The sequence below is a fragment of the Bacillus sp. Au-Bac7 genome (genome assembly GCF_021341655.1).
Taxonomy (GTDB): Bacteria; Bacillota; Bacilli; order Bacillales; family Cytobacillaceae; genus Niallia.
This window is the reverse complement of record NZ_JAJTTG010000001.1, coordinates 1,454,254-1,468,876: the sequence shown is the minus strand read 5'-3', so window position 1 is coordinate 1,468,876 and position 14,623 is coordinate 1,454,254. Positions and strand designations below refer to the sequence as shown.

Annotated in this window: 12 protein-coding genes; 11 read left to right on the top strand and 1 reads right to left on the bottom strand. The window is 41.0% G+C overall.

Features of this window, described 5'->3' with window-relative positions:
* Window positions 1-37: 37 nt before the first annotated feature.
* Entirely contained in the window at window positions 38-1,744 is a 1,707-nt protein-coding gene (locus LXM54_RS07650) for an Rqc2 family fibronectin-binding protein (RefSeq protein WP_233314450.1), read from the bottom strand.
* A 291-nt stretch (window positions 1,745-2,035) separates the two neighbouring features.
* Between LXM54_RS07650 and LXM54_RS07645 the strand changes: the two genes are divergently transcribed.
* The 11 genes from LXM54_RS07645 (at window position 2,036) to rlmN (ending at window position 14,617) form a co-directional block, all read left to right on the top strand.
* Entirely contained in the window at window positions 2,036-4,714 is a 2,679-nt protein-coding gene (locus LXM54_RS07645) for a calcium-translocating P-type ATPase, SERCA-type (protein ID WP_233314449.1), read from the top strand.
* Between the two features lie 134 nt (window positions 4,715-4,848).
* Window positions 4,849-5,724, top strand: coding sequence for a YicC/YloC family endoribonuclease (locus LXM54_RS07640; protein ID WP_233314448.1), 876 nt, complete (start codon window positions 4,849-4,851; stop codon window positions 5,722-5,724).
* A gap of 59 nt (window positions 5,725-5,783) precedes the next feature.
* A complete protein-coding gene (gene remA, locus LXM54_RS07635; protein WP_101576563.1) occupies window positions 5,784-6,047 on the top strand; it encodes an extracellular matrix/biofilm regulator RemA in 264 nt (87 codons plus the stop codon).
* A 9-nt stretch (window positions 6,048-6,056) separates the two neighbouring features.
* Window positions 6,057-6,671 carry a guanylate kinase gene (gmk, locus tag LXM54_RS07630; RefSeq protein WP_233314447.1) on the top strand — a complete coding sequence of 205 codons (615 nt, stop codon included), beginning with the start codon at window positions 6,057-6,059 and terminating at the stop codon, window positions 6,669-6,671.
* 3 nt (window positions 6,672-6,674) lie between these two features.
* Window positions 6,675-6,887, top strand: a complete 213-nt coding sequence (gene rpoZ, locus LXM54_RS07625) for a DNA-directed RNA polymerase subunit omega (RefSeq protein WP_233314446.1) — start codon at window positions 6,675-6,677, stop codon at window positions 6,885-6,887.
* 180 nt (window positions 6,888-7,067) lie between these two features.
* Window positions 7,068-8,270 (top strand): bifunctional phosphopantothenoylcysteine decarboxylase/phosphopantothenate--cysteine ligase CoaBC, encoded by a 1,203-nt coding sequence (gene coaBC, locus LXM54_RS07620; protein WP_233314445.1) that lies wholly within the window; start codon window positions 7,068-7,070, stop codon window positions 8,268-8,270.
* A 1-nt stretch (window position 8,271) separates the two neighbouring features.
* Complete coding sequence (priA, locus tag LXM54_RS07615) at window positions 8,272-10,686, top strand: primosomal protein N' (protein ID WP_233314444.1); 2,415 nt, start codon at window positions 8,272-8,274, stop codon at window positions 10,684-10,686.
* Window positions 10,687-10,743: 57 nt separating this feature from the next.
* Window positions 10,744-11,226, top strand: coding sequence for a peptide deformylase (def, locus tag LXM54_RS07610; protein ID WP_233314443.1), 483 nt, complete (start codon window positions 10,744-10,746; stop codon window positions 11,224-11,226).
* On the top strand, window positions 11,226-12,182 hold the full coding sequence (gene fmt / locus LXM54_RS07605) for a methionyl-tRNA formyltransferase (RefSeq protein ID WP_233314442.1): 957 nt from the start codon (window positions 11,226-11,228) through the stop codon (window positions 12,180-12,182). Before def ends, fmt begins: the two co-directional genes overlap by 1 nt.
* Entirely contained in the window at window positions 12,172-13,524 is a 1,353-nt protein-coding gene (gene rsmB / locus LXM54_RS07600) for a 16S rRNA (cytosine(967)-C(5))-methyltransferase RsmB (RefSeq protein ID WP_233314441.1), read from the top strand. Before fmt ends, rsmB begins: the two co-directional genes overlap by 11 nt.
* A gap of 1 nt (window position 13,525) precedes the next feature.
* Window positions 13,526-14,617, top strand: coding sequence for a 23S rRNA (adenine(2503)-C(2))-methyltransferase RlmN (gene rlmN / locus LXM54_RS07595; RefSeq protein WP_233314440.1), 1,092 nt, complete (start codon window positions 13,526-13,528; stop codon window positions 14,615-14,617).
* Window positions 14,618-14,623 lie beyond the last annotated feature (6 nt).

The window sequence follows — 14,623 nt, the reverse complement described above, 5'->3', positions numbered from 1 at the left end:
AAGGAGGATAATCCCGGCTTAACCCGGGATTATCCTCTTATTTTTTTAAGGAAATAACCGTTTCTTCGTCTGGTGTAACATAAACTGTCTGCTGATTATCGTAAATTACAAAGCCAGGCTTTGCCCCGCTTGGTTTTTTTACATGGCGGACTAGTGTATAGTCAACAGGAACGGAACTCGATTGTCTAGCCTTGCTGAAATAAGCAGCCAGTTTTGCCGCTTGCAAGATTGTTTCCTCTGAAGGGTTTTTGCTGCGGATAACCACATGACTGCCTGGTATATCCTTCGTATGCAGCCAAATTTCATCTCTTGCTGCGACTTTATTAGTTAAGTAATCATTTTGCTTATTATTTTTCCCTACTAATATTTCTGTTTCATCATAAGTATACTGGTCAAGAACAGGCTTCGCATTTTGCGGCTTTTTGGCTTGTTTTTTCTGTCTTTCTCTTAAATAGCCTTCCTCTATTAATTCCTCGCGTATTTCCTGGATATCTTTCGGAGAGGCAGTCAATATTTGGTGATACAAGGCCTCAAAATATTCTAGCTCCGTTTTTGCAATAGCAATCTGTTCCTTAATGATATCAATAGAGTTTTTCGCTTTTTGATAGCGAGTGAAATACTTTTGGGCATTCTCAGATGGTGATAGTCTTGGATTCAATTCAATATCCATGCTGCTTCCTTCAGGGTCGTAATAATTGATAACTTCAAGCTTTTCCATCCCTTTTTTAGCAGCATATAGATTTGCGGTCAGCAGTTCACCAAGGAGCTGGTAATGATCAGCATTTTCTGCTTCAGATAAAGTTCTTTCCAGCTTGCTGATTTTTTTGCTGTTTTTATCCCGCTCATTTTGAATAAAACGCTCTAAATCATTGCTCTGCTGCTTAACACGATCTCTTTCGGCTTTCCCGAAATAGAAGCGGTCGAGCATTTCACTTAATGTAGAAAAGCTTTTTGCTTCACCGCCGACATGTTCAATCGGCACGAAATAAAAGTATTCCTTGTTTTCAGTCATCATGATTGCAGGCTCGAATTTTTCGGTTTTCACGATGGTCATCGCTGCTGCAAAGGCTGCGGGTAGAGTCGTTCTATTCGCTAGCCCTGCTTTGTATACGATCTCCTTAGCGATGAGCGGTGATAGGCCTGAAAAATGCTGAACAAGCTGCTTATCGAGCTTTCCGCTATTGAAATCAACCTTTTTGAGTACATCTTCTTCCGTTGCTTCAAGAGGGTTGCTTTTTTCTTGAGCTGGCGGTGAGATATATTCATAACCAGGCAAAATGGCCCGATGGCTGTTAACCGCATAGGAAACATGCTTAATGCTGTCCAAAATTGTTTTTTTCTCTTGATCCACTAAGATGATGTTGCTGTGTCTTCCCATGATCTCAATGATCAGCTTTTTATAGGAGATATCACCGATTTCATTGCGTCCTTTTACTTCAAGGACAATGATCCGTTCATTTTCGACTTGATATATATTTTCGATAAAGTAGCCTTCTAAATGCTTGCGCAGAAGCATACAGAACATAGGCGGTTCTTTAGGATTTTCATATGATTCTTGAGTGAGCTGAATTCTTGCATAGCTTGGATGAACGGAAAGAAGCAGCTTTTGGTTTTTGCCGTTTGCCCGGACAATTAAGACAATTTCATTCGTAAAAGGCTGCTGAACCTTATTAATTCTTCCCCCTTTAAGATTTTGCGATATTTCCGAAGCCATCGCTCTAGTAAATAAACCATCAAATGACATAATAAACATTCCTTTTCTTTACGAGTAAAAACATAAGTACCTTCTATTAATGTACATGAAATCTCTTTTATTATAAAGCATCAGCCTCTATTAGGGAATTTACGGCTTGTGAGGGGCTTTTTATGCTTTTCCAATTATTAATAGCATTATTTCACAAATGCATGAATATGATTTCTTATATAGTGGTGTGGGACAACTATGTAGGTTTGGCAGGTGTTCGAACGACTATAATTTCTTCGCCTTTTTAAGTGGCGAGCCTGATTTTAGAAAAGGGGGAAGTGAGATGGCCGGATGAACTATCATGAAATGAATGAGAACGAAGTGGAAGAAGCATTAAATACCGATTTTTCGGCTGGATTGTCGGATGATGATGTCGGCAAGCGCGTAAAGCAATTCGGATCAAATGAGTTGGAGGAAGGAGAGAAGCAAAGTGCTTTGCTCTTATTCTTCAACCAGTTCAAGGATTTTATGGTTCTGGTGCTTTTAGCAGCAACGTTGATTTCAGGTTTATTAGGCGAATATATCGATGCGATTGCAATCATTGCAATCATCATTCTCAATAGTTTTCTTGGTTTTTTCCAGGAGAGAAGGGCTGAAAAATCACTTTCTGCATTGAAGGAGCTTTCGCAGCCGCAAGTCCAAGTGCGAAGAAATGGCGAATGGATAAAGGTGCTGTCAAGAGAGCTTGTGCCTGGAGATGTAATCAAGTTTTCCAGTGGTGACAGAATTGGTGCAGATGTTCGTGTTATCGAATCACGGAGCTTGGAAGTAGAAGAGTCAGCTTTGACAGGTGAGTCAGTGCCTGTGCAAAAAGTGACTAACTCTATAAAAAATCCCAATTTGACTTTGGGTGATATGGAAAACATGGGCTTCATGGGAACAATGGTCACAAGAGGAAGCGGCATGGGGGTTGTCATTGCTACAGGGATGAAAACGGCTATGGGCCAAATTGCAGATCTTTTGCAAAATGCAGAGTCACAAACGACACCGTTGCAGCGCAGACTTGAACAGCTCGGAAAAATCTTGATTGTCACAGCGTTGTTCTTAACGGTACTTGTTGTTGGTATTGGTGTGCTGCAAGGCAATGATCTGTATACAATGGTGCTTGCAGGTGTATCTTTAGCTGTTGCAGCTATCCCAGAGGGACTGCCAGCAATTGTAACTATCGCACTGAGCCTCGGTGTACAAAAAATGATTCGTAAAAATGCTGTTGTCCGGAAGCTTCCAGCTGTAGAGACGCTCGGCTGTGCTTCTATAATCTGTTCAGATAAAACAGGAACATTAACACAAAATAAGATGACAGTAACTAAGATTTGGAGCAGCGGGCGTACTTGGTCTGTGGACGGTGCAGGCTATGAACCGCAAGGGAATTATTATGAAAAAGATCAAGTTATTGATCCTAAAAACGAAAAAGGCCTGCAGCAGCTCCTCACATTCGGGATGCTCTGCAATCATGCAGAAATTGAACAAAAATCGGGTGAGTATGTTTTGAATGGTGACCCAACAGAAGGAGCGCTAATCGTTGCCGGGATGAAGGCCGGATTTACGAAAAGCCAGCTGTTGAGTCAATTCGAGATAGTAAAGGAATTCCCATTTGATTCAACAAGAAAGATGATGAGTGTCATTGTTAAGGATTCTACTGGAAGACAGTTTGTTGTAACAAAAGGCGCCCCAGATGTGTTAATTGGACAAAGTAAGACAATCTTGATGGGGAATAGAATGGAGAACATCGGCAGTCGGGAGAAGTCGGTCGTACAAGCTGCCATTGATGGACTTGCATCCCAAGCATTAAGAACAATTGCCATCGCTTTTAAAGAGATTTCTGCTAACACTATTATTTTGCATGAAAAAGAAGCAGAAAGCGAGCTTGTGTTTATTGGACTGCAAGGAATCATCGATCCTCCGCGTCCAGAAGTGAAACAGGCCGTAAAGGAATGTAAGGAAGCTGGAATTAAAACGGTTATGATTACAGGTGACCATGTGATTACAGCAAACGCCATTGCTAAACAGCTTGGCATTGCTAACAGCCAGTCAAAAGTGCTTGAAGGTAAAGAGCTTTCAAATATGAGTGTGGAAGAATTAGAGGATGTTGTAGAGGATGTTTCTGTGTTTGCTAGGGTTTCACCTGAGCATAAGCTGAAGATTGTTCAGGCCTTCCAAAACAGGGGTCATATCGTGGCAATGACAGGTGACGGAGTCAATGATGCTCCAGCTATTAAGACGGCTGATATCGGGATTGCGATGGGCATTACAGGCACAGATGTAGCCAAAGAAGCTTCTTCCCTTGTTTTAATGGATGACAACTTCGCTTCTATTAAAGCAGCGATTATAGAGGGAAGAAATATCTATGAAAATATCCGCAAATTTATCCGCTATTTGCTAGCATCCAATGTTGGTGAGATTCTAGTGATGCTTTTTGCAATGATATTAGGACTGCCCCTGCCGTTAGTGCCAATCCAGATTCTTTGGGTTAACCTAGTCACAGATGGTCTGCCAGCGATGGCGCTTGGATTAGACAGACCAGAAGATAATGTCATGAAGCGTGATCCGCGCAGTCCGAATGAAGGTGTATTTGCAAGGGGACTTGGCTGGAAGGTTATTTCCAGAGGTTTTCTAATCGGGTTATCAACTATCGCGGCCTTTATGTTCGCATATAATGAAAATCCTGATAATCTTGCATACGCCCAGACAATTGCCTTTGCTACATTAGTAATGGCACAGCTGATTCATGTTTTTGACTGCCGCAGTGAAAAATCAATCTTGTCCCGCAATCCATTTGGAAATATGTATTTAGTTTGGGCGGTTATTTCTTCCTTACTGTTAGTGCTTGTCGTTATTTACGTACCAGCATTGCAAAGCATTTTCCATACAGTAGCCATCGTTCCAAAGGATTGGCTAATGGTGATAGGTCTAGCTTCTGTTCCAACTTTTTTACTAGCAGGATCATTTTTGTTAAGTAAATCAAAATAAAATATGTTATAATCCAAAAGGTACTAGAGATAACTCTATGCCTTTTGTTTTTTTTATGTGGATATCTCTTAATGAGCAAGTGATTAAATGGCAGCAGCAAAGCGAAATGCCAAAACATTTGGATGTGTTGATATATGGTGAAAAGCATGACGGGCTATGGGCTAGGTTCCCGAAACGGTGAGGGCATTACCATAACTGTCGAAATTAAGACTGTTAATCACCGCTTCTGTGAACAGACTGTCCGTATGCCGAAACAATATATACTATTGGAAGATGCAGTGAAAAAGACAATAGCAGCTTATATACATAGAGGAAGAGCAGAAATATTCATCACGATTGAAGGCGATAATGCCAAAAATCAAAAGATGGTCGTTGATTGGCAATTGCTTGATGAGTATTACCGAGTACTTGAAGAAATGAAAGCCAGGTATGGCATCAGCCAAGCGGTGTCGATTCATGAGCTGTTGGAAAACAAAGATTGCTTTAAAACATTGGACGATTCCATTAATGCTGCAGTACTGGAGCCGCTCCTATTGGATGCTGCAGGTGAAGCTGCACAGCATTTGTCTGTAATGAGACAAGCGGAAGGACGGTTGTTAAAGGCCAGCATAAGCATATTGCTCGAAAACGTCCGCCAAGTCACAGACCAGTTGAAGGAACTTGCGCCAAAAGTGGTTGAAAGCTACCGGGAGAGGCTCAAGGAAAAGCTGGAAAGCTATACAAATGGTCTTTTTGATGAGAGCAGGCTTTTGACAGAAGTTGCAATATTTGCTGACAAAGCCGATATTTATGAAGAATTGGTGCGCATGTATAGCCATATTCACCAATTTACTTCTATAATAGAGGAAACTGGACCTGTTGGCAGAAAGCTTGATTTTCTTTTACAAGAGATGAACAGGGAAGCGAATACCGTCGGCGCAAAAGGCAATGCGGCAGATATAGCCTCTGTTGTAGTGGAGCTGAAAAGTCTCTTAGAGAAAATAAAGGAGCAAGTCCAAAACATTGAATAAGGAACGTTTAGATTAAGTCTAACTCGTCAAAAATAATACAATATGATTGGGGTAGAATTATGTCCATCAAGCTAATTAACATTGGTTTCGGTAATATTGTTTCTGCAAACCGGATCATTTCGATCGTAAGTCCTGAATCAGCTCCAATTAAGCGAATTATTCAAGATGCTAGAGATCGAGGCTCACTTATTGATGCAACATATGGCCGGAGAACAAGAGCCGTAATTGTGATGGATAGCGATCATGTTATCCTGTCGGCTGTTCAGCCTGAAACAGTTGCACATCGATTAAATGACCGTGATGAAATTTTGGATGAAGGGTAGGAGAAAGATTTGGTAGATAAAGGGCTTTTGATTGTTTTGTCAGGACCTTCCGGAGTAGGTAAAGGAACGGTCCGCAAGGAGATTTTCTCTCAGGAAAATACTTCTTTTGAATATTCCATTTCCATGACAACAAGGCTTCCGCGTACTGGTGAAGTGGATGGAACTGATTATTTCTTTAAGACTAGAGAAGAATTTGAAGATTTAATCGAGCAAGGGAAGCTGCTGGAATATGCTGAGTTTGTCGGCAATTATTACGGCACGCCTGTCGACTATGTCAGAGAGACAACAGACAGAGGGAAAGATGTTTTCCTTGAAATAGAAGTGGAAGGTGCAAGGCAAGTAAGGGAGAAATTTCCTGATGGCCTGTTTATATTCTTAAGCCCGCCGAGTTTGTCCGAGTTGAAAAACCGCATTGTGACAAGAGGTACAGAAACAGAAGAAATCATTAATAACCGTATGAATGTGGCAAGAGAAGAAATTGAAATGATGCACTTGTATGACTATGTAGTTGAAAATGATACAGTTGAAAATGCATGTGAAAAAATAAAAGCAATTATTGTTGCAGAGCATTGCAGAAGAGAAAGAGTAGAACCAAAATATAAAAAAATGCTGGAGGCTAACTAATCTATGCTAAATCCATCTATTGATTCTTTATTAACTAAAATTGATTCAAAATATTCATTAGTGTCTGTTGCTGCTAAAAGAGCAAGAAAGCTTCAATTAAACGCAAAACCGCAATTGGATAAATATATTTCACACAAAAACGTAGGAAAAGCGCTAGAGGAAATCAATCATGATCAGCTGACATACCGTGTAAACGACCCAGCTGAAACAGAATGATCTATTAGATTCACGTTTAGAAGAGTGAATATCAACAAAAAAAGACTGGATCTTTCATCAGATCAGTCTTTTTTCATGGAGTGGACAAAGTTTGTAAACTCACGAGTTACCTCAGGTGAAAAATCTTTTAATTTCTTGCATAATAAGAAGTACTAAAGAAGAGAAAGAAGTGGATGCAAATTGTTACAAGGTAAAAAGATTCTATTATGTGTGACAGGGGGTATCGCTGTCTATAAGATGTGTGCGTTGACTAGCAAGCTTACCCAAAAAGGTGCAGAAGTCAAAGTAATCATGTCTGAATCGGCTATGCAATTTGTGTCCCCGCTCACATTTAAGGCGCTTTCGAAAAACGAGGTGTTCACAGATACTTTTGATGAAAAAGATCCAAAAGTCATCGCGCATATTGACCTTGCAGATTGGGCTGATTTGATTTTAGTCGGACCGGCAACCGCTAATATCATTGGGAAGTTGGCGAACGGAATTGCTGATAACATGATTTCCACAACACTGTTAGCGGCAACCGCTGAGGTGTGGATTGCTCCAGCAATGAATGTGCATATGTATGATCATCCAGCCGTGCAAAAAAATATAGCAGTATTGTATGATTACGGGTACCGTTTCATTAATCCAGGAGAAGGCTATTTAGCATGCGGCTATGTTGGAAAAGGCAGATTAGAAGAGCCGGAAAAAATCATTGAGCATATGGAGGCTCATTTTCAAGGGGAAAAGAAGCTGCTCGAGGGGCAAACGGTTTTGGTAACAGCAGGACCTACCCGGGAAAAAATTGACCCAGTGCGGTTTGTTTCCAACCATTCAACTGGAAAGATGGGTTACAGTATAGCGAAGCAGGCAATCAAAATGGGAGCAAAAGTAATTCTTGTTACAGGACCTACTCATTTGACACCTCCTAAAGAAGCGGAAGTATTTCCTGTCGAAAGTGCGGAGGAAATGTACGAGCGAGTTATGGAAAACAGCAATCATGCCGATATTATTGTGAAAACTGCTGCAGTCAGCGACTATAAGCCTGTCTTGGCACATGAGCATAAAGTTAAAAAGAAAGACGGCACAGAAATGATCGAGTTTACGAGAACAAAGGACATTTTGCTGGAGCTGGGAAAACGAAAAACCAATCAAGTGCTGGTCGGCTTTGCTGCTGAAACACAGAGCGTTGATGAATATGCCCGTGAAAAGCTCAACCGGAAAAATGCTGACATGATTGTAGCCAACAATATAACTGCTGCAGGAGCGGGGTTTGGCACAGATACAAATCTAGTGACCATCTATAAACGCAATGGCGAAAAGGATGAGCTGCCTCTTATGACAAAGGATGAGGTCGCAAAAAAGATTCTCGAGCAAGCTTATAAAATAAAGGAAGAGATTTAAAATGAGTGTTGCAAAGGTAATTGTGGACGTGCCTGCAAAGCAAACGGACAGGCCGTTTGACTATTTAATACCAGAGCACTTGGAAGAAGTCATTCAGCCAGGAATGCGGGTGATTGTGCCGTTTGGACCGAGAAAGGTGCAGGGATTTGTTGAATCCATAGAAGAGACATCATCCTTTAAGTCACTGAAAAAAGTGATTGAACCGATGGATGTTGTTCCAGTGTTAAATGAAGAGCTGCTATTGCTTGGGGACTGGCTTTCCAAAACAACATTATGCTATAAAATCTCTGCCTATCAGGTAATGCTGCCACCTGCATTAAAAGCGAAATACGAACGAAGCCTTAAACTTATAAAGGAAGACAGGGAACTTTTGCTGCCTGAAGGACTAAGACAGCTTTTTAAAAACGAAGAGACAGTGCTTTGGGAGGAAGCGATAAAGCATGCTTCGATTCCTGCGATTCAGAAGCTTGTTAAAGACAGTATTGTGGAAGTTCAATATAAAGTCCAATCAAGGGGAAAGCAGAAAAAAACAAAGCATATCATTCCGCTGATGAGTGCAGGTGAAATGCAAAGATATGCAGATTCTTTGTCTAAGCAAGCAAGTAAACAAAAGCAAGTGGTCGAGTTTTTTATTGAAAACAGAGATCCGATTGAACAAAAGCAATTGCTTGAAAGATTACAAATTTCAAGTTCTGCAGTAAAAGGCCTTGTGGAGAAGCAAGTCTTAGCTGAAAAAAACATGGAAATCTACCGTGATCCATACGAGCAAAGGCAATTTGCCAAAACAGAGCCACTTACCTTAACAGCCGAGCAGGCAAAAGCAATCGAGCCAATCCATTCATCCATTAGGAATGATAAGCATGAAGTGTTTTTGCTGTATGGCGTTACAGGAAGCGGCAAAACAGAGGTTTATCTGCAGTCCATTCAAAATGTCCTTGAAAAAGGAGAAGAAGCCATTGTTCTCGTTCCAGAAATTGCTTTAACTCCGCAAATGGTTAATCGTTTTAAAGGACGGTTCGGCGACCAGGTAGCGGTCCTCCACAGCGGATTATCTGTCGGAGAAAAGTATGATGAGTGGAGAAAAATCCAACGTAAAGAAGTGAAGGTAGTAGTAGGTGCCAGATCCGCGATATTCGCTCCGTTTGAGAATCTTGGAATTATCATCATCGATGAGGAACATGAGATGACGTATAAGCAAGAAGAAAACCCAAGATATCATGCAAGAGATGCAGCGATTGAAAGAGGAAAACGTCATGGCTGTCCTGTTGTTCTTGGCAGTGCTACACCGTCACTGGAGAGCTTCGCCCGAGCGCAAAAGGGTGTCTACACCCAATTGTCGCTTCCGAGCAGAATGAATAACAGACCGCTGCCGCAAGTTGAAATTGTCGATATGCGGGAAGAGCTTAAAGAAGGAAACCGCTCCATGTTTTCACGGGTGCTGTTAGAAAAGCTTAAAGTGCGCATTGAAAAACAGGAACAGACTGTATTGTTCCTGAATAAACGGGGTCATTCTTCGTTTGTCATGTGTCGTGATTGTGGTTATGTGGTAAAATGTCCTCATTGTGATATCAGCTTAACTTATCATCGCTTTTCTAATCAGATGAAATGCCATTACTGTGGTTATGAAGACCAGACGCCGCTTCAATGTCCTGAGTGCAACAGCGAGCATATTCGCTATTTCGGCACAGGAACGCAAAAAGTTGAGGAAGAGCTCGTTAAAGTGCTGCCAGAAGCAAGAGTTATTCGCATGGATGTTGATACAACAAGTCGCAAAGGTTCACACGAGAAGCTTTTAAGAGAGTTTCAAGAGGGCAATGCAGACATATTGTTAGGAACACAGATGATTGCCAAAGGGCTGGATTTTCCGAAAATCACGTTAGTTGGAGTGCTTTCAGCAGACACGATGCTGCATTTGCCTGATTTTCGATCTTCAGAAAAGACATTCCAGCTTCTAACCCAGGTCAGCGGGCGGGCTGGCAGGCATGAATTGGCAGGGGAAGTAATCTTTCAGACATACACACCGGACCATTACAGTATTGAATTGGCAAGCCAGCAAGATTATGACAGCTTTTATCAGAGTGAGATGATGATAAGAAGAAACCACTCCTATCCTCCTTACTATTATATAACACTAATAACTGTCAGCCATGAGGAACTGATGAAAACAGTCGCCGTAACGGAACAAATTACGAAAGTCGTGCGACATAAGCTTTCTCCTAAGACGGTCGTATTAGGACCAGTTGCTTCCCCTATTTCCAGAATAAAAAATAGATATCGGTATCAGTGTCTGATAAAATACAAACAGGAACCAAACCTGAAAGAGGTATTGAAGTCGATTTTAGATCACTATCAAGGTGAAATGAGCACAAATGGTTTACAAATTTCGATAGATGTTAATCCTTATATACTAATGTGATAGCATTATTAAAATAAAAAAGTATTTTTAGATATAAAAGTTATTGGAGGAAAAGCAGTGTCTGTAAGAAAAATAGTGCTGTCTCCTGATCCGGTTTTAGAACAGCCGTGTACGGAAGTAACAGTTTTTGACAAAAAGTTAGCAAAATTACTAAATGATATGTATGATACAATGCTAGAATTTGACGGTGTTGGGCTAGCAGCTCCGCAAATTGGCATAGGAAAACGCATTGCAGTTGTTGATATTGACGATGGTTCTGGAACGATTGAACTTATTAATCCTGTGCTGCTGTCTGCAGACGGTGAACAAACTGGACCAGAAGGCTGCTTGAGCTTTCCAGGCCTTTTCGGTGAAGTAAGCAGACCATACTCCATTAAAGTCCAAGCACAAAATCGCAGAGGGAAATGGTTTACGATTGAAGCAGAGGACTTTTTGGCAAGAGCCATTTTACATGAGATGGATCATTTGGACGGAGTGTTATTTACTTCCAAAGTATCTAGATATTTAGAAGAAGATGAACTTGAAGGAGTGGAGAGCTGATGACGAAAATAGTATTTATGGGAACGCCTGACTTTTCCGTGCCGGTTTTGCAGCGCATCATTGGGGACGGTTATGAAGTTATTGCCGTTGTCACACAGCCTGATCGCCCTGTTGGCAGAAAAAAAGTGCTTACTCCTCCACCAGTAAAAGTTGAAGCATTAAAGCACGGTATACCTGTTTACCAGCCAGAGAAAATACGTCAATCTGAAGAATTAGCGCAAATAATCGCTTTGAATCCTGATTTAATTGTGACAGCTGCTTTCGGTCAAATTTTGCCGAAAGAGCTTCTTGATGCTCCGAAACTGGGCTGTATTAATGTCCATGCGTCTCTGTTGCCTGAACTTAGAGGCGGAGCGCCAATCCATTACAGCATTATTCAAGGGAAAGAGAAAACTGGTATTACCATCATGTACATGGCGGAAAAACTAGATGCGGGAGACATCCTGACTGTTGCAGAAGTGCCGATTGAGGAAGAAGATACAGTTGGTACATTGCATGATAAACTAAGTGAAACTGGCAGTGAGCTCCTGTCCAGCACCTTACCTAAGCTGATTGCCGGTGAATTAACACCGATTCCTCAAGATGACGAGAAGGCGACATTTGCACCAAATATAAAAAGATCTGATGAAAGAATCGACTGGTCGTCATCAGGAGAGCAGATATACAATAAAATTCGCGGCATGAATCCGTGGCCTGTTGCCTTTACAGAATACGAAAGTAAGCCGATGAAGATATGGGGAGCAAAAAAAATAGCTAGACAGACAGATGATCTTCCAGGCACGATTGTAAGCATTGAGGAAGACGGTCTAATCGTAGCAACTGGCAGCGGTTCGTTCATAAAGATTACAGAACTTCAGCCAGCAGGCAAGAAAAAAATGACAGCTGACGTTTTCCTGCGTGGTGCAGGTGCGAAGCTTGCTGTCAAGGAAATATTAGGAGTTATCAATGAAAACTAAAAAGAAAAACGTCAGGGAAGCAGCACTCGAAATTTTAGAGAGCATTAACAGCAACCAGGCATACAGCAACCTGCTGTTGAACAGCAGCATTAAAAAAAATGAAATACCGCAAAAGGATATCGGGCTTTTGACAGAAATCGTCTACGGCACACTGCAGCGGAAAATGACCTTGGACTTTTACTTGGATACCTTTTTGACAAACAAGAAAAAGATGGAAAGCTGGGTCATTACACTTTTGCAAATGACTTTATATCAGCTCGTATTTCTGGATCGTATTCCAGATCATGCTGCTATCAATGAGGCAGTTGAGATTGCAAAAAGAAAAGGTCATAAAGGAATAGCAGGTCTTGTAAATGGTGTTCTTCGCAATATCCAAAGAAAAGGGCTTCCTGCCTTTGATTCCATTAAGGATCCAGCCGAAAGGCTTTCCATTGAGATGAGTCATCCTTTGTGGCTTGTTAAACGCTGGATAGATCAGCTTGGTTTTGAAGACACAAAAAAAATGTGCGAAATTAACTTAACTGCTCCTGTGCAGACAGCACGGGTCAATACAACCAAAACAACAGTCGGTGAATGTTTGCGTATGTTAGAGGAGGAAGGCTATCAAGTTGCAGCAAGCGACATTATTCCTGAAGGCATCCAAGGACTAAAAGGCAATCTCGCTAATTCTGACTGCTTTAAGCAAGGCTTGTTGACAATTCAGGACGAGAGTTCTATGATTGTTGCCTATGCTCTTAATGTGGATGGAGACGAAACTGTCCTGGATGCATGTGCTGCACCAGGAGGCAAATCAACTCATATAGCTGAAAAGCTTCAAAATGGTGGCAATGTGCTGTCTGTTGATTTGCATGAGCATAAAGTGAAACTTATTCAGCAAAATGCCCAAAGACTTCATTTGGATAATATTAACACAAAAGCGATGGACAGCCGTCGTTTGCCTGAAGTATTGGAGAAAGAATCCTTTGACAGAATTCTGCTTGACGCCCCTTGCTCCGGTTTTGGGGTAATGAGGAGAAAGCCTGATATTAAATACGCAAAAAAAGAAGAGGATGTCAGCCGTCTTCATGCGATACAGCTTCAGCTCCTTGAATCATTATCTCCATTGTTAAAAAAGGGCGGTACAATGGTTTACAGCACTTGTACTGTTGATAAAGCCGAGAATGAAGCAGTGCTGGAACAATTTTTGCAAACAAATAACCAATTTGAAAAAGATACAAGTTTAGTGGAACGATTGCCCGCATCTATTCAGAAATATGCAAATGGGCATGAACTGCAGGTATTACCACAATATTTTGGCTCTGATGGCTTTTATATTGCGGCATTAAGAAAGAAGGTGCAATAAAATGGAACAAGTAAAATCATCAAGAAGAAAACAAACAGCAGAACCGACAATCCCATCCATCTACTCTTTGCAATTGGACGAGTTGAGAGAATGGTTAAAAGAGCATAATGAAAAAGCGTTTAGAGCAGAACAAATCTTTGAATGGCTTTATAAAAAAAGGGTTACTTCCTTTGAAGATATGTCTAACTTGTCGAAAAATCTCCGTTTGCTTTTAGAAGAGAATTTCACAATTACAACATTAAAAACGATTATTGAACAAACATCAAGTGATGGTACTATTAAATTTTTATTTGAACTTCATGATGGATATTCCATTGAAACAGTTTTAATGAGACATGATTATGGTAATTCTGTATGTGTAACGACACAAGTCGGCTGCCGTATCGGCTGTACATTCTGTGCTTCTACCCTTGGCGGATTAAAAAGAAACCTAGAAGCAGGAGAAATTGTTGCTCAAGTCGTAAAAGTACAGCAAGCCCTTGATAAATTGGATGAGCGTGTAAGCTCTGTCGTAATCATGGGAATTGGTGAGCCTTTTGATAACTTCAACAGCATGCTCAGCTTCTTAAAAATCATTAACCATGATAAAGCATTAAATATCGGTGCTAGACATATCACGGTTTCGACAAGTGGTATCATTCCGAAGATCTATGAATTTGCCGACCAGAACATGCAAATCAACTTTGCCGTTTCTCTGCATGCTCCAAATACGGAAATTAGAAGCAGACTTATGCCAATCAACAGAGCGTATAAGCTTCCTGAATTAATGGATGCTATCCGTTATTATATTAATAAAACAGGACGAAGAGTAAGCTTTGAGTATGGTTTATTCGGAAATGTTAATGACCAGGTAGAACATGCGGAAGAATTGGCTAAACTTGTAAAAGGGGTTAAATGCCACGTGAATCTAATACCTGTTAACTATGTTCCAGAACGCGATTATGTTCGCACACCAAGAGATCAAATTTTCTTGTTTGAGAAAACGTTAAAAGACCGTGGTGTAAATGTAACAATCCGCAGAGAACAAGGTTCAGACATTGATGCTGCTTGCGGCCAGCTTCGCGCGAAGGAGAGACAAGAAGAGACGAGGTGATAACTT

What these genes read in the sequence shown, in the direction of transcription:
- LXM54_RS07650 (WP_233314450.1), bottom strand. Translation starts at nt 1,744, where the DNA reads ATGTCATTTGATGGTTTATTTACTAGAGCGATGGCTTCGGAAATATCG.
- LXM54_RS07645 (WP_233314449.1), top strand. Translation starts at nt 2,036, where the DNA reads ATGAACTATCATGAAATGAATGAGAACGAAGTGGAAGAAGCATTAAAT.
- LXM54_RS07640 (WP_233314448.1), top strand. Translation starts at nt 4,849, where the DNA reads ATGGTGAAAAGCATGACGGGCTATGGGCTAGGTTCCCGAAACGGTGAG.
- remA (WP_101576563.1), top strand. Translation starts at nt 5,784, where the DNA reads ATGTCCATCAAGCTAATTAACATTGGTTTCGGTAATATTGTTTCTGCA.
- rpoZ (WP_233314446.1), top strand. Translation starts at nt 6,675, where the DNA reads ATGCTAAATCCATCTATTGATTCTTTATTAACTAAAATTGATTCAAAA.
- priA (WP_233314444.1), top strand. Translation starts at nt 8,272, where the DNA reads ATGAGTGTTGCAAAGGTAATTGTGGACGTGCCTGCAAAGCAAACGGAC.
- fmt (WP_233314442.1), top strand. Translation starts at nt 11,226, where the DNA reads ATGACGAAAATAGTATTTATGGGAACGCCTGACTTTTCCGTGCCGGTT.
- rsmB (WP_233314441.1), top strand. Translation starts at nt 12,172, where the DNA reads ATGAAAACTAAAAAGAAAAACGTCAGGGAAGCAGCACTCGAAATTTTA.
- rlmN (WP_233314440.1), top strand. Translation starts at nt 13,526, where the DNA reads ATGGAACAAGTAAAATCATCAAGAAGAAAACAAACAGCAGAACCGACA.